The sequence below is a fragment of the Comamonas testosteroni genome (assembly GCF_030505195.1).
GTDB lineage: Bacteria > Pseudomonadota > Gammaproteobacteria > Burkholderiales > Burkholderiaceae_C > Comamonas > Comamonas testosteroni_G.
Map to the genome: position 1 here is coordinate 3,758,766 of NZ_CP129672.1, position 22,937 is coordinate 3,781,702.

Annotated in this window: 25 protein-coding genes; 6 read left to right on the forward strand and 19 right to left on the reverse strand. The window is 62.8% G+C overall.

Features of this window, described 5'->3' with window-relative positions:
• The first annotated feature begins 2 nt into the window (after positions 1 to 2).
• The 3 genes from QYQ99_RS17310 (at position 3) to yiaA (ending at position 1,971) form a co-directional block, all read left to right on the forward strand.
• Positions 3 to 635: an aminotransferase class IV gene (locus QYQ99_RS17310; RefSeq protein WP_302089283.1), complete on the forward strand. Its 633-nt coding sequence runs from the start codon at positions 3 to 5 to the stop codon at positions 633 to 635.
• Between the two features lie 49 nt (positions 636 to 684).
• A complete protein-coding gene (locus tag QYQ99_RS17315) occupies positions 685 to 1,257 on the forward strand; it encodes a DUF4274 domain-containing protein (RefSeq protein WP_003065778.1) in 573 nt (190 codons plus the stop codon).
• Positions 1,258 to 1,452: 195 nt separating this feature from the next.
• The gene (gene yiaA, locus QYQ99_RS17320; protein ID WP_302089284.1) at positions 1,453 to 1,971 is read left to right on the forward strand and encodes an inner membrane protein YiaA; all 519 of its coding nucleotides are present in this window, start codon (positions 1,453 to 1,455) and stop codon (positions 1,969 to 1,971) included.
• A gap of 27 nt (positions 1,972 to 1,998) precedes the next feature.
• On the opposite strand, the gene QYQ99_RS17325 is transcribed toward yiaA, so the two are convergent.
• The 3 genes from QYQ99_RS17325 to panD form a co-directional block, all read right to left on the reverse strand.
• A complete protein-coding gene (locus tag QYQ99_RS17325) occupies positions 1,999 to 2,706 on the reverse strand; it encodes a tRNA-uridine aminocarboxypropyltransferase (RefSeq protein WP_302089285.1) in 708 nt (235 codons plus the stop codon).
• A gap of 126 nt (positions 2,707 to 2,832) precedes the next feature.
• A complete protein-coding gene (locus QYQ99_RS17330) occupies positions 2,833 to 3,198 on the reverse strand; it encodes a 5-carboxymethyl-2-hydroxymuconate Delta-isomerase (RefSeq protein ID WP_034368906.1) in 366 nt (121 codons plus the stop codon).
• Between the two features lie 38 nt (positions 3,199 to 3,236).
• The gene (gene panD, locus QYQ99_RS17335; protein WP_003065787.1) at positions 3,237 to 3,617 is read right to left on the reverse strand and encodes an aspartate 1-decarboxylase; all 381 of its coding nucleotides are present in this window, start codon (positions 3,615 to 3,617) and stop codon (positions 3,237 to 3,239) included.
• Positions 3,618 to 3,964: 347 nt separating this feature from the next.
• Between panD and QYQ99_RS17340 the strand changes: the two genes are divergently transcribed.
• Entirely contained in the window at positions 3,965 to 4,993 is a 1,029-nt protein-coding gene (locus tag QYQ99_RS17340) for a porin (protein WP_302089286.1), read from the forward strand.
• Between the two features lie 162 nt (positions 4,994 to 5,155).
• On the opposite strand, the gene QYQ99_RS17345 is transcribed toward QYQ99_RS17340, so the two are convergent.
• The 5 genes from QYQ99_RS17345 to QYQ99_RS17365 all read right to left on the reverse strand — a co-directional run bounded on the left by QYQ99_RS17345 (position 5,156) and on the right by QYQ99_RS17365 (position 8,160).
• A complete protein-coding gene (locus QYQ99_RS17345) occupies positions 5,156 to 5,521 on the reverse strand; it encodes a 6-pyruvoyl trahydropterin synthase family protein (protein WP_003065792.1) in 366 nt (121 codons plus the stop codon).
• 153 nt (positions 5,522 to 5,674) lie between these two features.
• Complete coding sequence (queE, locus tag QYQ99_RS17350) at positions 5,675 to 6,313, reverse strand: 7-carboxy-7-deazaguanine synthase (RefSeq protein ID WP_302089287.1); 639 nt, start codon at positions 6,311 to 6,313, stop codon at positions 5,675 to 5,677.
• A 136-nt stretch (positions 6,314 to 6,449) separates the two neighbouring features.
• A complete protein-coding gene (locus QYQ99_RS17355; RefSeq protein WP_302089288.1) occupies positions 6,450 to 7,307 on the reverse strand; it encodes a segregation and condensation protein A in 858 nt (285 codons plus the stop codon).
• 70 nt (positions 7,308 to 7,377) lie between these two features.
• A complete protein-coding gene (locus tag QYQ99_RS17360) occupies positions 7,378 to 7,584 on the reverse strand; it encodes a DUF3460 family protein (RefSeq protein WP_003051953.1) in 207 nt (68 codons plus the stop codon).
• Positions 7,585 to 7,701: 117 nt separating this feature from the next.
• Entirely contained in the window at positions 7,702 to 8,160 is a 459-nt protein-coding gene (locus QYQ99_RS17365; RefSeq protein ID WP_302089289.1) for a hypothetical protein, read from the reverse strand.
• A gap of 105 nt (positions 8,161 to 8,265) precedes the next feature.
• Here QYQ99_RS17365 and QYQ99_RS17370 point away from each other — a divergent pair, with 105 nt between their 5' ends.
• Positions 8,266 to 8,772, forward strand: coding sequence for an outer membrane protein assembly factor BamE (locus QYQ99_RS17370; protein WP_302089290.1), 507 nt, complete (start codon positions 8,266 to 8,268; stop codon positions 8,770 to 8,772).
• A 323-nt stretch (positions 8,773 to 9,095) separates the two neighbouring features.
• The gene (locus QYQ99_RS17375; RefSeq protein WP_302089291.1) at positions 9,096 to 9,803 is read left to right on the forward strand and encodes a YitT family protein; all 708 of its coding nucleotides are present in this window, start codon (positions 9,096 to 9,098) and stop codon (positions 9,801 to 9,803) included.
• Between the two features lie 169 nt (positions 9,804 to 9,972).
• Here the strand turns inward: QYQ99_RS17375 and soxZ are convergent, their stop codons facing one another.
• The 11 genes from soxZ to QYQ99_RS17430 form a co-directional block, all read right to left on the reverse strand.
• Entirely contained in the window at positions 9,973 to 10,302 is a 330-nt protein-coding gene (gene soxZ / locus QYQ99_RS17380) for a thiosulfate oxidation carrier complex protein SoxZ (RefSeq protein ID WP_302089292.1), read from the reverse strand.
• A 191-nt stretch (positions 10,303 to 10,493) separates the two neighbouring features.
• Entirely contained in the window at positions 10,494 to 10,994 is a 501-nt protein-coding gene (locus tag QYQ99_RS17385; RefSeq protein WP_302089293.1) for a thiosulfate oxidation carrier protein SoxY, read from the reverse strand.
• 145 nt (positions 10,995 to 11,139) lie between these two features.
• Positions 11,140 to 12,471 (reverse strand): FAD/NAD(P)-binding oxidoreductase, encoded by a 1,332-nt coding sequence (locus QYQ99_RS17390; protein ID WP_302089294.1) that lies wholly within the window; start codon positions 12,469 to 12,471, stop codon positions 11,140 to 11,142.
• Between the two features lie 188 nt (positions 12,472 to 12,659).
• Positions 12,660 to 13,682 carry a YeeE/YedE thiosulfate transporter family protein gene (locus QYQ99_RS17395; RefSeq protein ID WP_302089295.1) on the reverse strand — a complete coding sequence of 341 codons (1,023 nt, stop codon included), beginning with the start codon at positions 13,680 to 13,682 and terminating at the stop codon, positions 12,660 to 12,662.
• A 595-nt stretch (positions 13,683 to 14,277) separates the two neighbouring features.
• Positions 14,278 to 15,555: an NAD(P)/FAD-dependent oxidoreductase gene (locus QYQ99_RS17400; protein WP_302089296.1), complete on the reverse strand. Its 1,278-nt coding sequence runs from the start codon at positions 15,553 to 15,555 to the stop codon at positions 14,278 to 14,280.
• On the reverse strand, positions 15,556 to 15,885 hold the full coding sequence (locus QYQ99_RS17405; protein WP_326999608.1) for a c-type cytochrome: 330 nt from the start codon (positions 15,883 to 15,885) through the stop codon (positions 15,556 to 15,558).
• A gap of 338 nt (positions 15,886 to 16,223) precedes the next feature.
• A complete protein-coding gene (locus QYQ99_RS17410; RefSeq protein ID WP_302089298.1) occupies positions 16,224 to 16,565 on the reverse strand; it encodes a hypothetical protein in 342 nt (113 codons plus the stop codon).
• A 128-nt stretch (positions 16,566 to 16,693) separates the two neighbouring features.
• Positions 16,694 to 18,841: a methionine--tRNA ligase gene (metG, locus tag QYQ99_RS17415; protein ID WP_302089299.1), complete on the reverse strand. Its 2,148-nt coding sequence runs from the start codon at positions 18,839 to 18,841 to the stop codon at positions 16,694 to 16,696.
• A gap of 229 nt (positions 18,842 to 19,070) precedes the next feature.
• Positions 19,071 to 20,816, reverse strand: coding sequence for a sensor domain-containing diguanylate cyclase (locus QYQ99_RS17420; protein WP_302089300.1), 1,746 nt, complete (start codon positions 20,814 to 20,816; stop codon positions 19,071 to 19,073).
• A 75-nt stretch (positions 20,817 to 20,891) separates the two neighbouring features.
• Positions 20,892 to 22,178 (reverse strand): patatin-like phospholipase family protein, encoded by a 1,287-nt coding sequence (locus QYQ99_RS17425; protein WP_302089301.1) that lies wholly within the window; start codon positions 22,176 to 22,178, stop codon positions 20,892 to 20,894.
• Between the two features lie 93 nt (positions 22,179 to 22,271).
• Complete coding sequence (locus QYQ99_RS17430; RefSeq protein WP_302093205.1) at positions 22,272 to 22,841, reverse strand: restriction endonuclease; 570 nt, start codon at positions 22,839 to 22,841, stop codon at positions 22,272 to 22,274.
• Positions 22,842 to 22,937 lie beyond the last annotated feature (96 nt).

Here is a 22,937-nt window from a genome sequence, read left to right on the forward strand (position 1 = left end):
GCATGAACACGAATTTTGAAATCCTCGAAACCCTGGCACTCAAGGATGGCCGTTGGCAGAATTGGTCCTTGCACTGGGCTCGTTTGCAAATCACTGCGCAGCATTTCCGCTATCCCCTGATGCAGATGCCACTGCAGTGCGATATGGAGCGCATGGCCAGACAGACTCATGCCATGGGCGACTGGCGCGTGCGGCTGGCGCTTTCGGTCACCGGTGAAGTGCAGATCACGGCCGAGCCCTTGCCGCCCAGTGTCCAGCCTGTCTCGCTGCAGCTGGCGCATCAACCCATTGCAAACGCGGTGGCGCATAGCGATGTGGTACGTTTCAAAACCTCGGTACGTCAGCATTACGACGCTTTCAAGCCCCAGAGCGCCGGCATTTTCGATATCGTGCTTTTCAACGAGGACGGGCAGATCACCGAAGGCACGCGCGGCAATATTGCCGTGCAGCTGGATGGGCGTTGGGTCACCCCGCCGCTGCAATGCGGGCTGCTGCCTGGCGTGGGGCGGGCGCTGGCCCTGTCCCAGGGCAGGCTGACAGAGCAGGTGGTGACGTTGCAAGAGGCAAACCATGCCAGCGGCTGGGCCTTTATCAATAGCCTGCGTGGCTGGCTGGATGCTCGTTTGATCGCCTAGGCCTGGTTTGTTATCGTGCGGATGTTAGCAACCTGGAGGAGTCTGAGCCATGGATGACGACGACTTTGATGCCCTGTATCTGGATCTGATGAAGGAGTTCCTGGCCACTGCCACGCCCCTTCAGTGGCTGGCGGTGGTCACCACCATGAACTACGACAACGGCAGCGCGCTGCCCGACTGGATCAGCAAGCATCCCAAGCTGGAGCCGGCCGTTGCCAAGGCCTTGTACTGGTATCAGCAGCCGGGCTACTTCCAGCACTATGCTTCGCAGGACAAGGTGCCCAGCATCAACCGCTCAGGCTGGGCCCGTGTGCAGGCGCTGAGCCAGCGCTTTGAACAGGGCAATCTTGCACCCGCCACCATTGGCTGGGATCCGGCCAACGATCTGGCCTCGCCCACGGGCAATGAAAAGCACCCTGGCTATGACTGGACCAGCGAAGCCGTCAAGGGTGATGAAGCCAAATGGCAGATTCCGGCCATCATGCTGCAGGCCGTGCCCGGCGAGCAACCCGATATCTACGCCTATGTCGACGAGCATGGCTGGGAAGACGGCATGCCGCCCCATGTCCAGGAAGAGCTCAATGCGGCCATGGATGGCGATGAAGTCGAGGATGAGGACTGAGACCCAGAGCCTGCGTGCGATGGCCTGGCCACGGTTGTAGCTCAGGGCATGCAAGCATGCTTGCAGCCCAAGGCCAGCGCCTGCTGAGGAAAAACAGCTCTTTGGGTATCTTCTGGCGATACCATGTAAAGAAACTCTTGGCTTGAGCGAACGGATTTTCTACTATCCGTTCACCACAACTTCTGAGACCCGCTCATGAACTCGCAAGCCATCACCAGCCACAAGCCTTCCTCCGCCTTTGTCGGCGCATCCTGGGCCGCCTTGCTGCTGGGCATCGCCGCCTTCCTGGTCGGGCTGTGGAATGCCGTCATGCAGCTCAACGAAAAAGGCTTTTACTTTGCCGTGCTGGTGCTGGGCCTGTACTCGGCCATCTCGCTGCAGAAAACCGTTCGCGACAAGCTCGAAGGCGTTGCCGTGACCGGCATTTACTACGGCATCAGCTGGGTGGCGCTGATCATCGCGGTGCTGCTTCTGGGCGCAGGTCTCTTCAACGCCACGTTGCAGCTCAGCGAAAAAGGTTTCTATGCCATGGCTTTTGCACTGGCTCTGTTTGGTGCGATTGCCGTGCAGAAAAACACCCGCGACAGCCTGAGCGCCGACGATGGAGCCGCAGAGCGCAAGCGCAGCAAGAGCGAGCGCAGCGGCCCTGCTCTGGTGATGACCGATCCCGCCAAGGCTGCCGATGTGCCCGAGCAGGTGGCCAACAACCGCTGAGCCGGGAAGCCGTTTGACGGCTGAACATCAGGCGCTCCTTTGGGGCGCCTGATTGCGTTGGCGCAGTTGCAGTTGCTGCGCCACAAACTGCATGAAGACTTCATGCAGTGCTGCATTGGCTGCCCCATCTGCGCTCCAGTTGTGCAGCTGTGCCAGGGCCTGGGCTGCGGCCTCGAAGCTGGAGAGCTGCCCTGGCAGATGTGCCTTGCGGATGGCGTAGCCGGAGTCCTCCACATTTTGGAGGGGCAGGCGCGGCAGGGCTTGCAGTGCAGGGTTGAGATAGAGCATCTTGCGGCTTTTGCGCCAGGTGCCGTCGATGACCACCAGCCGAAGTCGCTCTGGCGGCTGCGGCCAGGGCAAAGGCAGGGGACTGGCGGCAGCCAGCCCCAAGGCTGCATCCTGCTCTGCGGTATCGGGGTAGAGCAGCAGGCTGTGGCGTGGCGCACTATCGGCATCAGTATCGGCATCTGCATCTGCATCTGCCCGGCTGGCCCATCTTCCATGCAAAGCCGCTTCCAGCTCGGCGGCATCGAATTCCTCGCCCACCATGACCCGGCTATGCGGCAGGCACAGATGCAGCAAATGCCCCGTGCCCTTGGCTTCGTGCACCTCCATGGGATGCATGAGGATCAGCACTTCGACCTGATGCGCGACCGCCTGGGCCAGCGCGCAGACGCAGGTGCGCAGTGCCCGGTGACAGTGGGGGCAGCGGGGGCGAGGGTCAGGTCTGCTCATGATTCAGGAGCTGCTTGCTCTTTCGAGGTAAGGGATTGATGCGATTTTTATCTCAGACCAAGCTCCCTGAAACAAAAACGCCCGCAAGCATGGGCTGCGGGCGCTGTTGCAGCAGTCGTGAAGGACTTAGAGGCGACCCTTGAAGTAGGTGGCCTTGTCCATATCGGATACGTCCACGCTCAGCTGCACCATCACATCGGCTGGCTGGGGCACCAGGCGGCGCAGGACTTCGGCAATGCCGTCCGACATCTGCTTCTTGGCCTCGGTGCTGCGGCCTGCCATCAGCTGCAGGTGCACATGGACAAAGCCACGGTTATCGGGTTGGGTGCCGATATAGACATGGTCCATGTTCAGGCGGGCAATGCGGGCCTTCACATCGGCTTCATCGAGAACGGTGGGGTGGGAGCAGACCACGGCGTTGATGTCGCGCATCAGTGCGCGCTCGTTCAGGCCGGTCAGGTTGTCGGTGTATTCAATATGCAGATGAGGCATGGAGTTCTCTCACTCGGTGTTGGAGTCAAAAGCCGTTTTTACAGCATCTGGGTGGGTACTTTGTGGCGCAATTCGACCTGTTTGTTGCTGTCGTCCACAAAGACCAGCTGCGGCTGGTGCTCGGCCACATCGCTTTCATGAACCTGGGCGAAGGCGGCAATGATGAGCAGATCGCCCACGCTGGCCCGGCGGGCGGCCGAGCCGTTGACGGAAATCATGCCCGAGCCGCGCTCGCCCTTGATGGCGTAGGTCACAAAGCGCTCGCCGTTGTCGATATTCCAGATATGGACCTGTTCGTTCTCAGCAATGTTGGCGGCATCCAGCAGATCCTCGTCGATGGCGCAGGAGCCTTCGTAGTGCAGCTCGCATTGCGTGGTCTTGACGCGGTGGATCTTGGATTTGAGCAGGGTGCGGAACATGATTGTCTCTCTGGGGCGCTTTGCGCGTTGCTGGAATGGGGCAGGCCTGTGCTTGCGAAAAATCACACAAGTCTAAATGCGATCGGTAAAACCCATGTAGTTCATTGAGGGCATTGACAGGGAAATGCGGCACCCGCGCATTCTCGATGTCGATAGTTCTGCCAGTCGCTGCTGTAGGACGATGTGACGATCGTCGTGGTGATAGTTGTTTTGTTGCAAATTTAAGGGTTGTAACTAATGTTTCATTTTCACTTTGTCTAATGACTTCAGTCCCAGACGGGGCCCGTCCAAGGCAGGCCGTAGCCGTACTGCATGGGCTTTCTCATTTCTACAAACAAGTGAACAGCATGAAACGAACTCTTCTCGCCCTTGCCGCCCTGACCGTCTCCGCCGGTGCCCTGGCTCAATCCAGCGTTACCGTCTTTGGCGTGGCCGACGTGTCGGTGGCCCACATCTCCACGACCGGCAAAAGCGTCTCCGGTCTGGCCAACGGCGGCAACTCCAGCAGCCGTCTGGGCTTTCGCGGCGTGGAAGATCTGGGCGGCGGCCTGAAGGCAGATTTCTGGCTGGAGGGCAGCCTGAGCGTGGACGACGGCACGGCTTCCGGCTTCAAGTTCGATCGCCGCTCTACCGTCAGCCTGCTGGGCAACTTTGGTGAAGTGCGCCTGGGTCGCGACAAGACCCCTGCCTACCAGAACCTGGAGACCTTCCACGCCTTTGGTGATACCGGCATGGGCGCCATCAACGGCCATAACCTGATCAGCGGCTCGGCTGCAGGCACCTCCGAAGGCTCCAACCCCAAGCGCAACTCCAACGCCATCAGCTATCTGCTGCCCCAGCTGGGTGGCGTCTACGGTCAGCTGACCCACAGCTTTGGCGAGCAGACCGACGACCACAGCCTGGCCAGCTCCACCGGCCTGCGTCTGGGCTATGCCAACGGTCCCCTGAACATTGCTGCGGCCTACGGCATCGCACGCGGCGGCACGGCTGCCGCTGGCGTGGACTACAAGACCATGAATCTGGGTGCTTCCTACAACTTCGGCGTTGTCACTCCCATGCTGCTGATCGCGTCCGACCGCGGCAACGGCAAGCGTGTCGATCTGTACAGCCTGGGCGTGAAGATGCCTCTGGGTGCCGGCGAACTGCGTGCTGCCTACACCTGGTACAAGGACAAGAAGCAAAGCGATGCGGACTCCCAGCGTCTGGCACTGGGCTATGGCTACAAGCTGTCCAAGCGCACTGAAATCTATGCAGCCGTGGCACGCATGAGCAACGACGACAAGGCTTCCCGCAAGCTGGGTTCGTCGCTGAGCCCTACACCCGCTGTGGGCAAGAGCCTGACGGGTTACGAAATCGGCCTGCGCCACAATTTCTAAGAGCATGGGCAGCAAAGAGCTGCGGTGGCTGCTCTCTGCTGCCTGATGATCTTGCCGAGTTAGGCCTCCTGGTGGGGAAGCCGTCTGACTCTCAGCAAGCTGGCCCCGCAATAGCGGGGCCTTTTTTGTGGGTTGGGTTTGGGGCTTGTGCGGTGGCTGTCTTCAGGACAGATCGAGCACGCAGCCGTCGCCGATGCTGTCGCGCCAGACACGGATGCGGCTGGGCGCAGGCTCAAGGTCGGCCAGGGCATTGGCGATGAAGAGACAGAGGTTTTCCAGCGTAGGCTTGCCCAGGCCCGGCACTTCATCGAGAAAGTGGTGGTCGAGTTGATCGCGCAGCAGCTCCAGGCGTGCGCGCAGGTGGCCGAGGTCGATGACCATGCCGTTGTCCGGATTGCGCGGGCCTCTCACGCTGACCTCCGCCCAATAGGTGTGGCCGTGAATGCGGCGGCTGCTCTCGGTCTCGATAGCGCGCTCCAGGGTATGGGCGGCATCGAAGAAAAAACGCTGGTGAACGGTGAACTGCATATCAGTGATCGGTGGCGCTGAGCATTGTCTTCGGCCTTTGAGCTGGGAACGAACCCCATGGCGGACGGCCGGCAAGGGCTCGGGCCGGCCGCGCCGCCCCGCAGCAAAGGCCGTCGTCCCCCTGGGGGGAAGGCGCGAAGCGACTCAGGGGGGTCATCTAATTCCAGTGAGCTTATGGGTTTGCAGGCTCAGACGCCAGCCGGGGCGCTGCATGCATTGCTCGATACAGGCGCCAATATTGCTGCTCTGCCGGGCGTTGTCCATGGGCTGCAGAAAATAGTGCTGGAACTCGGTGCTGGCTTCAATGGCTTCCAGATCGAACGTGGGCTGAGGCCAGACCAGCTTGAGCTCCTGGCCGCTGCGCTGAATCCAGTCGGCACCGGCCTTGGGGCTGATACACAGCCAGTCTATGCCTTCGGGCGCGGTCACCGTGCCGTTGCTTTCTACCGAGATGCGAAAGCCGCGCGCATGCAGGGCGGCGATCAGGGCCTGGTCGACCTGCAGCAAAGGCTCGCCGCCCGTCAGCACCACCATGCGGTGCTGGCTGTCGTTGGCAGGCCACTGGCTGAGAATGCGCTCGGCCAGCGCATCGGCGGTGGCGAACTTGCCGCCCAGGGTGCCGTCAGTGCCGACAAAATCGGTATCGCAGAACTGGCAGATGGCATTGGAGCGGTCCTGTTCACGGCCCGTCCACAGATTGCAGCCCGCAAAGCGGCAGAACACGGCAGGCATGCCGGCCTGGCCGCCTTCGCCTTGCAAGGTGTAGAAAATTTCTTTGACGCTGTATGTCATGTCGAATGTGTCGCGTCAAGGCGCGGTGGAACAAGCGGCGGCTGCGCGGCAGCCCAGGATGTGAATGTAAGCCCTTGCTGAACTTCTCGTGGGCCCTAGGGTTACAAGGCCGAGGCTTGGCAACCGGTTTCAGGCCTCACACCGGGGTGTAGGCCAGGCGCACATAAATGGGCGCATAGGCTTCGGCCTGGGTGATTTCGATCAGCGTTTCCTTGGCCAGCTCCAGCATGGCGATAAAGGTCACGACCAGCACGGTCGAGCCTTTTTCCGGATTGAAGATGCGCTCGAACTCCACAAAACGCTGGCCCTGCAGCTGCTTGAGGATCTGGCTCATGTACTCGCGTACCGACAGCTCTTCGCGCGTGATCTTGTGGCTTTGCACCAGCTTGGCGCGCTTGAGGATGTCGCGCCAGGCCGCTTGCAGCTCGCCGATTTCCACATCTGGAAAGCGCGGCTGCAGGCTTTGCTCGATATAGACCGTGGCCTTGAGAAAATCGCGCCCGAAGGTGGGTAGCTGCCCCAGCTGCTGGGCGGCCAGCTTCATCTGCTCGTATTCGAGCAGGCGGCGCACCAGCTCGGCGCGCGGGTCCTCGGCCTCCTCGCCGCCCTCCTGCTTCTTGGGCGGCAGCAGCATGCGCGACTTGATCTCGATGAGCATGGCTGCCATCAGCAGATATTCGGCTGCCAGCTCCAGATTGCGGCTGCGCACCTCGTCCACATAGGTCATGTACTGGCGCGTCACGTCCAGCATGGGGATGTCGAGGATGTTGAAGTTTTGCTTGCGGATCAGATAGAGCAGCAAGTCCAGCGGGCCTTCAAAGGCTTCGAGAAAGACTTCCAGTGCATCGGGCGGGATATAGAGATCCTGGGGCAGCGCAAACAGCGGCTCGCCGTACAGGCGTGCCAGAGCCACCTGATCGACGACCGAAGGCGACGGGTCAGGGGCATCCGGGTTCTGGCCCGGCAACAGGGTCTGCTCTTCAGCCTCGCTCATGGTCTGCTATGGATTGCCGAACCGAGCGCGCTTGATGAATAAGCGCTGGAGGCTGATTTCATCGAAAAGATCAGGAGTGGTTGGTCTGGTACACGTAGGGCTGTTGTTCCACGCGGCCGGCGCGCAGATCTTCCCAGACTTCATAGTTCACGTCCTTGTCCCACAGCAGGGCGCGACCGGCTTGCTGCTGCTTGTCCAGCTCGGGCTTTTGCTGCTTCAGGTCGTTGATGAAGTTGGTGGTGTCGGAACGGTAGTCGGGGCGACGGAAGAAAGACATATGTGTAAAACCTCTCAGAACAGCGGATTTTAGCCCGTCGCGGGCGCAAGGCCCGCTGCGGGCCTTTAGAACGTGCTTGCGATCTCTACGCGGCGCGAGGAGATCGCAAGCACGTTCTTATAGATCCTTGAGACAGATCTGCGCGAACTCCTTGCAGTCGGCAGAGGCCAGGGGCGAATCGACGATCTTGCGCAGCACGGCTGCAAATTCGGCGGCTCCGACCGGGTTCGGGTCGCCGCGCTGAAAGTCTTCATCCACACGCATGGTGCGGTCCAGCCAGCCTATCACCTGCACGCTGGGTTGGCGCTCCAGCGACGCCAGCAAGGCCGGGGTGTAGGCGGCCATGGGGTGCTCCTCGATCAGGCTGCCGAACGGGCCCGGGCCGCCATAGTCCAGTTCGGGATAGGTTTCGATCAGCGTCAGGATATGCGGCAGGACCTGCTCCAGTGCCGCGTCCTGCAGTGTCTGCAGGTGCTCGTAGACGGGATCGATGATCAGCCATTTGTCCTGCTGATCCCGCGCCGCCTGCGCGGCGCTGGTGAATTGGGAAAACAGTTGCTCAAGGGTTGTGCTCACTGGGATGGCTCCGTTTTGACAAGCGTTTGCAAAAGTGGCGCGTGCGCGCGGGTGGCTTGCTGTCAGAATTCGCATTCTGTCTGGCAAGCATTGTGATTCAAGTCCATGAATATTTTTTCCCGTGTGACGGCGGCCCTGGCGGCAGCTGCAATCAGCACCCTGGCGCTGCTGGGGTGCGACGAGCAGAAGATCAAGGAGCTGGAGGAGGGCCTGTCCACCGAGGCCGATGTGCGCGCAAAGTTTGGCGAGCCCGAACGCATCTGGAACGAAGAGGATGGCTCGCGCACCTTTGAGTACAACCGCCAGCCGGCCGGTGCCAGGAACTACATGATCACCATAGGCGAGGACGGCAAGATGAGTGCGCTGCGCCAGGTGCTGGCTCCGCATGTGTTTGCGAGGATCGTGCCCGGCATGGAGGAAAACGAGGTGCGCCGCATGCTGGGCAAGCCCGCCAAGATGATGACTTACAAGCTCAAGCAGGAAACCGACTGGGACTGGAACTACATCGATCCGCCCACGCGCGAGATGCAGTTCACGGTGACCTTTGGCTCCGATGGCCGGGTGCTGCGCACGCTGAACCGCGAACGCCTGCCCGACGAGTCGCGCGGCTGAGCGGCCGCCAAGCGGCCGGATCGGCTCAAAGCCCTGCCTGCGATGGTGCAGTCGGGGCTTTTTTGCATCTTGACAGGCAGGCCTGCGCGCATACGTGGGTGACGGGCGTGCTGGATCGCTTCTGAATTGATAGCTTGTAGTGCTTTAGCCGTGAGCGATGGAGGCCGAAAAGCTTGAAATTCTTGGTGGAGGGACTTCCGAAATTCCCCTTCGAGATTTGTTGCGTTGCAGCAAATCATGTGCATACAGCATGAGTCCATCCGTAAAATTAAGGGGTTTCCCGGTGTTATCCGCACCGGCACGCCCCGGTCTTTATCGAGATCATGGGCATCAATCTTGCTGTCTTACCCGACATGTCCACACCGCTATCTTCTTCGGCCAGCTCTGCTCTGGCCGGCCGCATGGATGCCCCCGCTGCTGCTGCACCGGCCACTTCGGGCCTGCGCCATGGCCGCTTCGAGGACGCGCAGGCCCTGTTCACGGGCTCGCTGTTTGTCTCCATCACCATGATGCTGTTTGCGCAGGCGGGACTGCTCACAGGCAGCACGGCGGGCGTGGCCTTCTTGCTGCACTATGTGACGGGACTGCCTTTCGGTGCCGTCTTCTTTGTCATCAATCTGCCGTTCTACTGGTTTGCCTGGAAGCGCATGGGCGCGGAGTTCACGGTCAAGACCTTCATCTCGGTCGCCATGCTGGCACTGATGGCCGATGTGGGCCCGCGCTTCATCCATATCGACTACCTGAATCCGCTCTATGCGGCCGTGGCTGGCGGCTTGCTCATGGGATCGGGTTGCCTGTTCCTGGCACGGCATCGCTCCAGTCTGGGCGGGGCCACCATCGTCTCGCTCTATCTGCAGGACCGCTACGGCATTCGCGCCGGCAAGGTGCAGATGACGATCGACTGCACAGTGGTGCTGCTGGCGCTGGCCATCGTGCCGCTGGAGCGCGTGGCGTATTCGGTGCTTGCGGCGGTGATCATGAGCATGTTTCTGTGGATCAGCCATCGTCCAGGCCGCTATCAGGGCAACTGAGGCCTGTCATCCATGAAAAAGCCCCGCTCCGGTGCAAACCGGGCGGGGCTTTTTCATCGCAGGGCCGCCCCAAGATGAAAACGCCGGGCCCGCCTAGGCCCTCTTAAGGAGGGTCCGCAGCCACACCTGGTGGGCAGGCGCGGGGAGCCATTTTTCATGGGGCTTGTCATCAGGCGACGCTGATCGTCTTCTGGGCACTCAGCGTCTGGCCCTGCTCGTCCTTCCACTGCATCTGCAGCTCGCCGCTTTCCCGGGCCACAAAGGTGAACTCGATATAGGGGTTCTGCGCAATCGAGATGCCAGGCTCCCAGCTGAACAGCAAGGCGTTGCCCAGCCGGGCTTCGAAACGGCTCACGATATTGCGCGGACGCACCTTGCCCGTGGCCGGGTCGGTGCGCAGACCGCTTTCCATGACATGTTCCATCTGCGCGCGCACGCGCAGCACTTCGCCCTTCTTGGGGTTGGCATTGCTGACCCAGACGCGGGGTGGTTTACTCATCAAAATTCCTTTCAGTTCAGGCATCCGTCGTGAATGTGGATGCAGCTACGCCCCGAACCAGAAGTGGGCCTGGGCCAGCAGCCGCCGCGCAAAGGCCGCCCTGCCGCGCGGGCGGTGTCCCCCTCGGCCACGCAAAGCGTGTCACAACAGAGGGGGGAGGGCGCGCAGCGACTCAGGGGGTGTTTCCAGATTCACATGCCGCAGCCGCTGGCGGCCACGGTCGTCGCCTGTTTGGCAACCAGTATCTTGCCGCTTTTCATGCGTGCCAGGGCATACACGGTCTGCGATTGGGACAGGCGTATGCGCACCGCCGCCTCGGCCGTTCCGGCCGCAGCCGTGAACTGCATGCGGCAGGTCAGCGGCGAGGGGTTGAGTTCGGCCAGCACGATGATCTCCTCGCACCAGTCCTGCTCGGTGATGGGCAGCGTCACCTTGACCTTGACGGGAACGGCGCTGGGGTTGTCGGCCAGCACGGGAACCTCCAGCTGCAGGCCTTCGGCCAGGCCGGGCTTGCCGCCCGTGAATTGCTCCATGTTCTTCCTGAACTCGGCCGGGTTCGGCGCCAGTGGCCCGACCAGCGGAGTCTTGGCCGCGCTGCTGGCTTGCGCCAGAGCCGATGCGGGCAGAGCCAGACTGGCCCCGGCTGCCGCCGCGCTCAGCACCATGCTTCTACGGGTGGTGTTCTTGAACATTGCTTCTCTTCAATCCAATTAACAAAACTTCAAAACTCACACCGGCTCCAAGTGAGAGACGCCAAGCAAGAGCCGCCTCGCGGCGAGGGCGTCGTCCCCCTCCCGAAGAGAGAGGGGGAAGCGGCAAAGCCGCTCAGGGGGAGATTTAAGTGCCCAGGAAATCTCCGAACTTGCCGTTGATCCAGGCAAAGTCTTCCTGGACCAGATCGGAGGTGCGCACATCCATGTCGATCTGGGTCTGGTTGACCTGGCCGCTGGCGTCCACCTCGTATTCGAACTTCACCGAAATTTCCTCCTGAGGGTCGCCGTTGACCATCATGTAGCAGAGGTTGTCGGGCAACCGGGCCACGACCTCCTTGCCGGCCACGCGCTCGGCAATGTTCCGGGCCACGATCTTGCCGACGTAATTGGCCACATGGCCGCTCTTGGGGTAGTGGCCGAACTGGGGCGAGATCGCGCCCATCAGATCGCCGACGAAATACACGCGGTCGTCGCTTCTGGCGTGGAACAGGCGGTTGTGCATATCGGCCCAGCCCGTGGGCTTGCCGGTGGCCGCATCCTTGCCGATCAGATCGGCCTTCCAGACCATGTCGGCCGCCTGGTGGGGCGGCATGAGGATGGCATCGTCAAACTTGAAGTCGCCCGCGGCGGTCTTGATCTGCTTGTTGAAGGGGTCCACCTCCCTGACGCCGGCATTGGGCACATGGGTGATGATGTCTGCGTACAGCTCCTCGAAGGCCTGCTTGTAGCCCACGCCGATGGGGGCGATCTTGGGCTTGGGGTCGAGGATCAGGATCTTGCCGGGAATCTTGTTCTTCTTGATATGCCAGGCGATCAGGCAGGCGCGCTCATAGGGAGAGGGCGGGCAGCGATGCGGCGGAGGCGGCAGCGTCATCACCAGCGTGCCGCCCTTGAAGTTCTTGACCTTGCTCTTGAGCGAGAGCATTTCCTGATTCGGAATATAGGCGTTGGGAAAGTGGGTGCGCGTGTATTCGATGGCGCGCTGGTCGTTGCCGAACCAGGCCTCGTAGTCGTTGCGGATGCCGCCCGAGAGAATCAGGAAGTCATACTCGATCAGGCCATGGGCCGTGCGCACCAGCTTCTTGTCGCGCTCGAAGCCGGTGACTTCGGTCTGCAGCAGCGTGTAGCCGTATTTGTTGGCCGGGTGCAGCATGTCGCGGTTCACGAAGTCCGTGCCGACTATGTCCACCAGCCACTTGTTGCTCATGGGGCCGGACCAGAAGGTCGGATTGCGCTCCAGCAGCACGACATCGGAAGCCGGAATCAGCTCGCGCAGATAGCGCGCCGCCGTGAGGCCGCCCCAGCCGCCGCCGCAGATCACGATGCGCGGACCCTTGCCCTTGCGCGGCAGGATGGGCGACTGGCTGCTGATGATGGCGGGGGCAGCCATTGCCGGGCCGGCAGCGGCACCCAGAGCGAGTGCGGGCGGAGTCCAGAGGAAATGGCGACGTTGCATGAGCATTGTTCCTGTCATGGAAATGGGGCCTGATCAAGGCCTCGGATTCGGGGAAGGGGGAAGCAAGCTTGGGCGCAGTGCGATGGGATTGCCTCTGAGCCGACACGCGGCACAAGCAGAGCTGGTGGCTGGAGATTCTAGGATCAGGCCCTGATCCGGAATCGGTGAATACCCAAGCGAAGCCAGCGCTATTGCTGGCGCAGCAGGCGCAGGCTGAGAAGCGCTCCGAGCAGGATGCCGGCAACGGCCGCAAAGCTGGCCAGCGACAGCGTGGACAGCCCGCTCAGCCCCTGGCCGATGGAGCAGCCTGCGGCCAGCACGCCGCCAACGCCCATCAGCAGGCCGCCACCGGCGCTGGCAGCCAGGCGGCTGGTGGAGTCAAAGCCTTCCCAGCGCGCCGTGCGGCTGCCAAGGGCTGCGAGAAATGCGCCGGCGAGCACGCCCGCCGTCAGCGCCAGGCCTATGCCGGGATCGCGTCCCACGGACAGTTGCAGATAGAGCAGGGTCTCGGCAATCGGCCCGATAAAACTCAGCGAGGTGAGTCTGGCCGGCTCGAACTCATCGACCCCGATATGCGCAGTCAGCCACCAGCCGGCAGCCACCAGCAGGCCTATGAGCACCGCACCGGCCCACTGCAAGCGGCTTTGGCGCAGGCCGGGAAGCAGCAGGGCGTAGGCCAGCAGCAGCAAGGCCAGCCCAAGCGTCAGCAGCCATGCGTTCACGGAAGACAGATAGGCGGGCAAGGTGGCATGAGCCAGCGTGAGGGGGCTAAGGGCCTGAAGCCACAGGCGCACAGGCGTCAGCACACCGGTCATGGCCAGTTGCGCGCCCAGCGCCAGAAACACGACGGTGACCAGGCAGCGCAGATTGCCCCCTGCCAGCAGCACCAGAGAGCGTGCTCCGCAGGCGCGGGCCAGCACCATGCCGATGCCGAACAGCCAACCGCCAATCAGCACGCCAGCCATGGAAAAGCTGGGCCGCGCAATGGCGGCCTGGCCCAGATCAAGCATTCCAAGAGCCTGCAGCCCCTGCGAGGCCAGCAAGGCCACGGCCACTGCCAGGGCAAAGGCCTGCAATGCAGGCGCCTGGCCGGGCGCGGCTTCCGCGTCCAGCCCCATTTGCTGGCGCAGCCCGCGCAGCAGACAGAAACGCCCCAGCCGCGCGGCGACGCCGAAGGCCATGCCCAGCAAAAAAACAGACCACAACAACATATCGATGACTCAAGCAAGGCAAGCGGCAGCGCCGCCTTGAAATACGGCTGCTGCCGGCTTGGGACGCGCTGGGGAGGGCGACCAGGCAAGGGCCGCCCCGCAGCAAAGCCGGCGTCCCCCTTCCCGCAAGCGAAGCGCCACGAGAGAAGGGGGAAGGCGCGTCAGCGCCTCAGGGCTGGCAAACAAACAGACCACAACAACATATCAGTCGTTCAATAAAGGAGAGGAGGGCTGGTGGCAGAGATTCGCACCAGACGCATGAAGCGTGAGCCTTCGCTCGGGCTGGCGAGCAAGGGCCGCCCCGCAGCAAAGCCGGCGTCCCCCTTCCCGCAAGCGAAGCGCCACGAGAGAAGGGGGAAGGCGCGTCAGCGCCTCAGGGCTGGCAAACAAACAGACCACAACAGCATATCAGTCGTTCAATAAAGCAGATGAGGGCGGGTGGCAGAGATTGGCACCAGACGCATGAAGCGTGAGCCTTCGCTCGGGCTGGCGAGCAAGGGCCGCCCCGCAGCAAAGCCGGCGTCCCCCTTCCCGCAAGCGAAGCGCTACGAGAGAAGGGGGAAGGCGCGTCAGCGCCTCAGGGGGAAGCCTCTATTCACCCACCCCAGATATCCGCGCTGATGGACTTGTACCAGGCTGCGCCGTAGTCGGCCTCGGCCTTGCGGAAGGCGGTATCGCCGTTCATGGGGCTCACGCCGCCGGAGTCGGGCACCTCGATCAGCTTGCCCGCCGCCGAGCGGTAGACGCCGGCCACGGAGATGCCGTAGTCGGTGCCGATCAGGCTGTAGCAGGTGTTGGCAAAGGCCGCCGCAGGCAGGGGGCTGCCGCTCAGTTCGGCGGCAATCGCGGCAGCGGCCACCTTGCCTTGCGTATTGGCGGCAAAGCCCGACTTGGGCATGGGCGCGGCAATCGTGGCGTCGCCCAGCACATAGACATGCTGGAGCTGGGTGGATTCAAAGGATTCTGGCTTGACGGGCACCCAGCCGCTGGCGTTGGTCACGCCGGCGCGGTCGGCGATAAAGCCGGCCTTCTGGGGCGGGATGACGTTGAGCACATCGGCCTTGTGTTTGGTGCCGAATGCGGTTTCCACTTCCAGGTTCTTGGCATCCACGCGCGTGACCTTGCCGTCATCGGCCTGCTTGACCCATTCGATCATGTCGCCGTAGAGTGCCTTCCAGCCCTGAATGAACAGACCTTGTTTGGAGAAGGCATCCTTGTCGTCCAGCAGCAGAATCTTGGACTTCGGCTTGTGCTGCTTGAGGTAGTGGGCCACCATGGCTGCGCGCTCGTAGGGGCCGGGCGGGCAGCGGAAGGGGTTGGCAGGAATGACCATCACGAACTTGCCGCCATCGGGCATGGCTTGGAGCTGCTTCTTGAGCAACTGGGTCTGCGCTCCGGCCTTCCAGGCATGGGGGGCGAGCTGCGCGGCCGCCTCGTCATAGCCCTCCAGTGCATTCCAGCGCATGTCGATGCCGGGCGAGAGCACCAGCTTGTCATAGCTCAGCGCCTGACCGTTGGACAGCAGCACGCGCCTGGAGTCGCTCAGGACCTGGTCGGCCCGTGCGTGGACCACGTTCACGCCGGCCTTGCGCAGACCGCCGTAGTCGTGGCCAATGCTGTCCCAGCTGCGCAGGCCGGCCAGGTACAGATTGGAGAAGGGGCAGGTATAGAAGCGCTCGGCCGGCTCCACCAGCGTGACCTGGATATGCGGCGCGAACTGGCGCAGATAGCGCGCGGCCGTGGCTCCGCCAAAGCCGCCGCCGATCACGACCACATGGGCCGAGGCTGCCTTGGCCTGCACGATGGCGGGCATGGCGAAGCTGGCTGCTCCGGCGGCGGCACCGCCGAGAATTTGACGACGATTGATCTGCATTTACGGGCCCTTCTTGCTGAACCACTGGGCCAGCGCTTTGAGTTGCTCATCGTCGTAGCCCTTGGCCAGACGGGTCATGACGGTGGCGTCCTTGGCGGTGCCGGCCTTGAAGGCCTGCAGGCGCTGCAGCAGATGGGCCTCAGGCAGGCCGCGCAGCTGGGGAATGACGCCCGTGGAGCGGCCGTCCGGGCCGTGGCAGTTGGCGCAGCTGGCGGCCAGCACGGCCACATCCTGCACACGCAAGGAGGTGGCGGCAGCGCTGGCCAGGCCGGGCAGCGGCGCTGCCAGGGCAAAAGCCAGCCATAGCGCAGAGCGCGCTGAAGTGAGCAAGGGGTTCGATCGCATGGGGCCTCCCGTTGTCCCCACGCAAGGCCGCGCGGGGGATTTATGACTTCAATGCCTGAATGTGCGCGGCCTTTGTTATGTGTGGCGAATGTCGAGCATTCTTCTGGGCAGGGGCGGAGCAGGCAGAGCTGATGGAGTCGGATTCTAGAAAGTGGACCGGTCCTGACAAGCTCAATATCCCGGTGGTGTAACAGGAAGTTATTGGTTATTTAGTTATGCGCTGCGCTTGTGCTTGCGGGGCGCGCCAGGGCATGAAAAAACCGTATTGTGCTATCTAATGTGTAGCACAAGGCGTTTTTCCGTGAACCGATGCGGGCGGTTCGTCAGTATTGCGGCGGCAGCCCGTCAGAGGGCGCGGCAGGTGTGGGGCTGGCGGTCGTTGCCGGCATTTCTGCCGCTGCAGCAGCGGTGGCCGACGGATCGCGGTAGCGAATATTCACGCCGCTGGTATCGGGCGGGGCCTCATCCATCAAGGCATCAGCGGCCTTGCCCACGCCCTTGCCCACGATCTTGGCCGTGCCAATGGCGGCATCGGCGGCCAGGCCCACGGCCCCGGCCGTCACGCTGATGGCGGTGCCGGTGACGGCGATCACGGTGCAGCCCGAGAGCGCCAGGCTGAAGCATAAAGCCCCCAGGGCCGGGAAGCGCGGGGGCTTGCGGAGCATGCAAAGGGCAGAGCTCAGCTCGGGGGCTGCGAGCAAGGGCCTAAGGCGGCCCCGCCGCCCCGCCGCGAGGCTGTCGTCCCCCCGGGGGGAAGGCGCCGAAGGCGACTCAGGGGGGATCATAGGTGGGATCAATGAATCCGCATGCCGGGCATGGCGCCGGGGAAGGGCTCCAGCACATAGATGCCGGGATGGGCCTTCTCGTCGGCGTGGCTGGCGGCCAGCACCATGCCTTCGGACAGGCCGAACTTCATCTTGCGCGGTGCCAGATTGGCGACCATCACCGTCAGCTTGCCCTGCAGCTGCTCAGGCTGGTACATGCTGCTGATGCCGCTGAACACATTGCGGGTCCTGGGCTGGCCGTTGTCGTCCTTCTCGCCCACGTCCAGCGTCAGCTGCAGCAGCTTGGTCGAGCCTTCGACTGACTTGCATTCCAGAATCCTGGCGATGCGCAGATCGACCTTGGCAAAGTCGTCGATGCTGATGGTCTCGGCCAGCGGCTCGCCACCGGGGGCGTTGGGGTCGATCACGGGCTCGGCCTTCTTGGCAGCCTTCTTCTCGGCCTTGGCGGGTTCGGCGGCAGGGGCTGCCTGACCGGCGGGTGCTTCAAACAGGGCTTCGAGCTGCTTGGGATCGACGCGTTGCATCAGATGCTGGTAGACGCCGATCTGGTGGCCTGCGCCCAGGGGCTTGACCACGTCGGCAAAGCTCTCGGGGGGCACGATGAGGAAGTTGGCGACTTCTGCGGCCACGCCGGGCAGGATGGGGCCCAGGTAGATGGTCAGGATGCGGAAGGCTTCGATGCAGGTCGTGCACACATCGTGCAGGCGGGCATCCATGCCTTCCTTCTTGGCCAGCTCCCAGGGCTTGTTGGCGTCCACATAGCTGTTGACCTTGTCGCACAGCAGCATGATCTCGCGTGCGGCGCGGGCGCTGTCGCGGGCCTCGTAGGCGGCGACGATGGCGGCTTGCTGCTCGCGCAGCGCGGCCAGAAGGGTCTGGCCGTCTTCGCTGACCTGACCCAGCCTGCCGTCAAAGCGCTTGCTGATGAAGCCCGCGGCGCGCGAAGCGATGTTCACGTACTTGCCGATCAGGTCGGAGTTGACGCGCAGCATGAAGTCTTCGGGATTGAAGTCGATGTCCTCGTTCTTGCCGTTGAGCTTGGCGCCCAGGTAGTAGCGCAGCCACTCGGGGTTCATCTTGAGCGACAGGTACTTGAGCGGGTCGAGGCCGGTGCCGCGGCTCTTGCTCATCTTCTCGCCGTTGTTCACGGTCATGAAGCCGTGCACGCAGATCCTGGTCGGCGTCTTGCGGCCGCTGAACTTGAGCATCGCAGGCCAGAACAGCGTGTGGAAGGTGATGATGTCCTTGCCGATGAAGTGGTACTGCTCCAGAGCGGGGTCGGCCATATAGGCCTCGTAGTCCTCGCCGCGCTTGTTGAGCAGTTCCTTGAGCGATGCCAGATAGCCCACGGGCGCATCCAGCCAGACATAGAAGTACTTGCCCGGAGCGTCGGGAATCTCGATGCCGAAATAAGGCGCGTCGCGGCTGATGTCCCAGTCGTCCAGGCCTTCGCAGGTCGAGCCGTCGGGGTTGGTGCGCACGCCGAACCATTCCTTGATCTTGGCCGCCACTTCGGGCTGCACATGCTTGCCGTTCTGCGTCCACTCGGTCAGGAACTCCACGGCGCGAGGGTCCGAGAGCTTGAAGAAGAAATGCTCGGACGACTTCATCACCGGCGTGGCACCCGACAGGGCCGAGAACGGGTTGATGAGGTCGGTGGGCGCGTAGACCGAGCTGCAGACTTCGCAGTTGTCGCCGTACTGGTCCTTGGCGTGGCAGCGCGGGCATTCGCCCTTGATGAAGCGGTCGGGCAGGAACATGTTCTTCTCGGGGTCGAAGAACTGCTCGATGGTGCGGGTTTCGATGAAGCCGGCCTTCTTCAGGTCCAGATAGATCTGCTTGGACAACTCGTGGTTTTCGGCGCTGTCGGTGTTGCTCCAGTTGTCGAAGGCAATGTGGAAGCCGTCGAGGTACTGCTTGCGGCCGGCGGCGATGTCGGCCACGAACTGCTGGGGCGTCTTGCCGGCCTTTTCGGCGGCAATCATGATGGGCGCGCCGTGGGCGTCGTCGGCGCCCACGAAGTTGACCGCATTGCCCTGCATTCGCTGCGCACGCACCCAGGTGTCGGCCTGGATGTATTCCATGATGTGGCCGATATGGAAGTTGCCGTTGGCGTACGGCAGGGCGGTGGTGACGAATAGTTTGCGTGCGGTCATGAGGGAACAGCTTTCACAGAGAACCCGTCATTCTAGAAGGGCTTGGCTCCAGGCTGCGGGCGCGGGTTTTGCGGCAGCGCCCGCCGAGATCGTTCGGCAACGATGGTTGCTTTGTTTTTTGTAGCTAGTTGCGCAGTCTATATATTGTTTTCAGTATGAAAACAATGTTAATTGTATATATGTAAAGCGTTAGTAGCTCCTGAATTGGAAGCTATAGCCGAGTCTGCGCTCAGCCGACCGAAGGCTTCTTGTTGCGATACATGTCCTGGTCGGCCACCTTGAGCAGGCTTTGTGCATCCTGGGCATCTCTGGGATAGAGCGCCTGCCCCACGGATGCGCCCACGGTCACGGCTTCGCCCTCGGGAATGCCTTGCAGCGTGCTCAGCGGCTGTTGCAGCGCATGCTCTATCTTCAGGCGCACGGCCTGAACCTGATCCTCGTCGCTGACGCCGCGCAGGATGAGGATGAACTCGTCACCGCCCAGGCGGGCAACGACATCGTCGGGGCGCAGCAGATTGCGCAGGCGCAGGCTGATCTCGGCCAGTGCCAGATCGCCGTTGTCATGGCCCCAGCGGTCATTGAGCGGCTTGAAGCGGTCCAGGTCCACAAACAGCAGGGCAAATGGGGCGGCCATGCTCTGGCCGGGCAGGGGGCGGGTGAGTGTGGTCAGAATATGCTGCAGTGCGCTGCGGTTGCTGGCTCCGGTCAGTGGATCGGTAAACAGGCTGTGGCGCATGCGGTGGAAATTGTGGGCCAGCTCGCCAATTTCATCGCGGCGCTGCACTTCGATCGGCGTGTCTATTTCGCCCTGACCCACGCTGCGTACGGCGCGGGTCAGCGAACGCATATCGTTGGCCACGGCGCCGAAGATGCGGGTGCCGATGACGACGGCCACGACCAGGGCCAGCAAGCCCAGGCTGCCCACCAGGGCCATATGGCGGTAGACGCCGGCCAGCATGTCCTTGTGCGGTACGGCCACCACGGCCATCCAGTCCTGACCGGCTCCATTGCTCAGACGCCGGTAGGCAATGCGAATAGGGTTGTGCCTGTCATCTTCGAGCAGCGCCGTGCCGAGGGCGTCGCTGGACAGCGAGGACTGGAAGGCACCCTGGATTTTGTCGTACACCGCCTGAATCAGCGGGTCCTGGCTGTTGGTGGCGGTCATGCGCTCCAGCTTGCCGTCTTCGCGCCGGTGGATGTTGGGCATGCCGGTGGCGGCGATCAGGGAGCCGTCGGCCTCGATGATGAAGGCGCGGCCGTGTTCGCTCAGGTGCAGCTGGTTGACGAATTCGTTGAGCGCGTGCAGCGAAATATCAGTGGCAACCACACCCTCGAGACTGCCCTTGCTGGAGAGAATGCGGCGTGCGCGCGTGAGCACCAGGTCCTTGGCGCTGAAGTCGATATAGGCAGGAGTCCAGATCACATCGGCCGACTGCGCAGCAAGCTTGAACCAGGGGCGCTGGCGCGGCTCGAACAGATTGGTTTCGGTGGATTCGTAGATCGGCTTGGAATGCATGCCGGCGACCTTGAAGTAGCTGCGGTGCTCCCCGGGCTGAGTCTTGAGGCGCAGCTGGCCCAGTTCTGGGGCCACTCGCTTCAGCGCAATGCCCTGGCCCGCGATATTGGCGTAGTACACATAGTCATTGGGCTGGGTATGCAGCGAGGTCGCCACCCACAGCCGGGAGATCAGGTCGGGAATATGTTCGCGGATATCGGCAGCTACGGGCTGGCCGCTGGGGAACGCAGCTTCCAGCACGGCGCTGGAGGGGGACAGGTGGCGATCCACGATCAGCGCGATACGCTCGGCTTTCTCTTCCATCACCTGCCCGGACAAGGCGGACACCGTGTTGCTGCCGGTCCAGTACCAGAGCATGCCCAGGGCCGATGTCAGCAGCGCAATCAGGGCAACAAAAGGCAGGATCAGCGAAAGCTTGAGCGATTTGGAAGCGCGGATGGGCTGTGGGGATGGAGTCACTAGGCGGCTGTCGCAAAGATGATGAAGATCGTGCAAAGTGTCTCACGCATCATTTGCCGGCCTTCTTTCGCATCATCAACATTTGTTACATTCTTGAGGCCAACCCAGGAAGGCGCACAGCTCCTCACTTCGGGCCAGCGCGTCTTTGCGGCCCAGTGCTATCAGTTCACGGGTATAGCCTTGCTCAAACAGCAGGTAGCTGGCCAGCGCGCCATCGCGCATGGGGTTGCCCGTGTCGGCGCGCACGCCCAGCGTGGCCAGCAGGGTGCGCACCGGCCGCGGCAGCTTGTCGATGTGGCGCGTGGCAATATCGTCGATGCGCTCGCTGGGGGTGATGGCCAGTACCTCGATAGGGCGCAGCCGGCTGTGGATGCGCTCGGCCGGAGAAATCAGGCTCAGCGTCTGATTGATGCGTTCGGCACGCTCTATGTCCACAGCCAGCGTGTCCAGAAAAATGCTGGACAGCGCGTGCCCGGCCACCTGGGCCAGAGTGGGATAGCTGGCATCGACCTGCGGCTGGCTGCTCACAGGCTCGTGGCGTCTGCCCGCGCCGACGACCAGCAGTTTGCTGGCACCGAGATGAATCGCTGGTGCCAGGGGCGCAGTCTGGCGCATGGATCCGTCGCCGAAATGTTCGAGATGTCCGTCCATGGGCAGCGGCATGGCGGGAAAGATGAAGGGCAGGGCTGACGAGGCCAGCAGGTGGTCGGCGCTCAGCAGGGTCTGCACGGCCTTGCGCTGGTCGCGCACCCAGGGGCTCAGGGCCTCGCGGGTCTGAAAGAAAGTGATGTGCTGACCGCTGCTGTAGCTGGATGCGGTAATGGCAAGGGCGTGCAGATGACCGCTGTCGATGAGTTGTGGAATGCGCTCGAAAGGCATGAGGCCGCTGTTCATCAGGGTCTTGAGCGGAGCATTGTCCAGCAGCGAGCGAGGGCGCATGCGGCTCCAGCGGGCCAGCGCCCAGCCCAGCGACAGCAGCGTGAGCCAGCGTGCGCCGCTGCGCAGCACGCTGAGCGAGTCGGCCTTGTAGATTTGCTCGGTATGCATATGGCCCCAGACATGCAGCATGCGCCGCACTGCGCTGTCAAAGGCATCGGCATGGCAAGCCAGGGCTGCGACATTGATGGCGCCTGCCGATGTGCCTGCAAGCACTGGAAAGGGATTGGGGCCATGCTGCAGACCGCAAGCGCGGCGCAGCTCGGCGATGGCGGCCAGCACGCCGACCTGGTAGGCAGCCCGGGCGCCGCCGCCGCTGAGCAACAGGCCGGTCTGCCCGATGCTGGAGCTAGGGCCTGCGGAGCTCTGCCGCTGTGCTTCGGCAAGACTGGGAGGGAGGGTGGGAGAGAATTTCACTGCCGCCATGGCTGCAGTGTGCCCGGATTGCGCTGTGGACGGTAGGTGGGGCTGGCCATCGAGCGGGCCGACGGCACCCTGGGGGGCCGTCGGCCGCAGGCGTCAGCTCTTTTTCTGGTTCTTGGCGATCAGCGTGGCGATGGACTTGGCATCCAGCACCACCAGCTGATTCTGCGCGGCCCAGCTGGCGGCATTCTCGCCCAGAGGCTGCAGAGCCACGTAAACGCAGAGATCGGCTTTCAGCTTGTGTTGCGCGGCCTGCAACTCGCGCAGCGGCTCCACGCCGTGGGCGGCGGCCTTCCAGCGGCGCGCGCCGACCACGCTGGTCTGGCCGTTGCGCGTCAGCAGCAGATCGGCGCCGGCCTGGTTCAGGCGCTGAACCTCATAGCCTTCGGCTTGCCAGGCCGTCTGCAGCTGTGCGCTGAAGTCGGCCCAGGACTGCTCGGCCATCACCTGCTGAATCTGCTCCAGCCTTGCCGGGCTGGGGGCCCGCAGCTGCCTGTAGCAGGCAATGCAGCCGACGACGAAGAATGGGAAGGCGCCCAGCGCGGCAAAAGGCGAAATGTCTTTGGGGAACACCGCCAGCGACACCAGCACCACGGCAGCGCAGATCGCAAAGCTGATCCACCAGCGCGAGCGCATCAGGACTGCGAACAGGGAATTTTCGGCCATCTTCAGTTTCACGGGCTGTCTCTCAAATCTTGGGCAAAGGGCTGCATTGTCTCCTGTGCACAGGGGTTGGACAGCTTCGCTAGACTATCCCTCATT